This window comes from Xanthobacter sp. BG11Y11_SDJG, assembly GCF_057364445.1.
Genome location: NZ_JBNFNU010000888.1, coordinates 1 through 564 on the forward strand (window position 1 = coordinate 1; position 564 = coordinate 564).

General features: G+C 76.6%; 1 protein-coding gene. It reads right to left on the minus strand.

From position 1 onward, the window contains the following. Positions 1–564, minus strand: a 564-nt coding sequence (locus AC2W7M_RS27130; protein ID WP_486136344.1) for a C40 family peptidase, incomplete at both ends; no start/stop codon positions are given.

A 564-nucleotide genomic window follows, 5' to 3' on the forward strand; every position in this document is an offset into this window, starting at 1 on the left:
CGCCGGCCCGCCGAGCGCGCGCTCCTGCATGTCGCTGTCGCGCGGCGCGGCGATGCCGCAGGCGGCGAGGGCGGTCTGCACCAGGCCCGAGCAGTCGAGCCCGAGGCTGGAGCGCCCGCCCCAGAGATACGGCGTGCCGAGGAAGCGCGCCGCCACCTCCACCGGGTCGGTCTCGCTCCGGTCGATCGGCGCGAGGTGGCCGGCGAACAGGAAGCCCTCGCTGGTGACCAGGAAACGGTCGCGCGCGCCGGTCACGCTCACCCGGGCGCCGAACGGCAGCGCGGCGAGCGGCGGCAGCTTGATGTCCGGGCCGGGGAACAGGAAGGTGCGCAGCGCTGCCACCTTGTGGGTGGGCGCGGCGCCGAGCGGCGCCAGCGCCTCCGCCGGCAGGTAGCCCACATAGCCGTCGGCGAGCAACTGCACCCAGGCCCAGCCTTCGCCATCCTCCTCCAGCACCCGCACGCTCTCGCCAAGGAGCGCCTCGGTGTCCAGCGGCGCGTCGCCCGCCGGATGGCGGCGCAGCGGCGCCGCCGGAACGGTGACGCGCCGCAGCTCGCCCGCGAC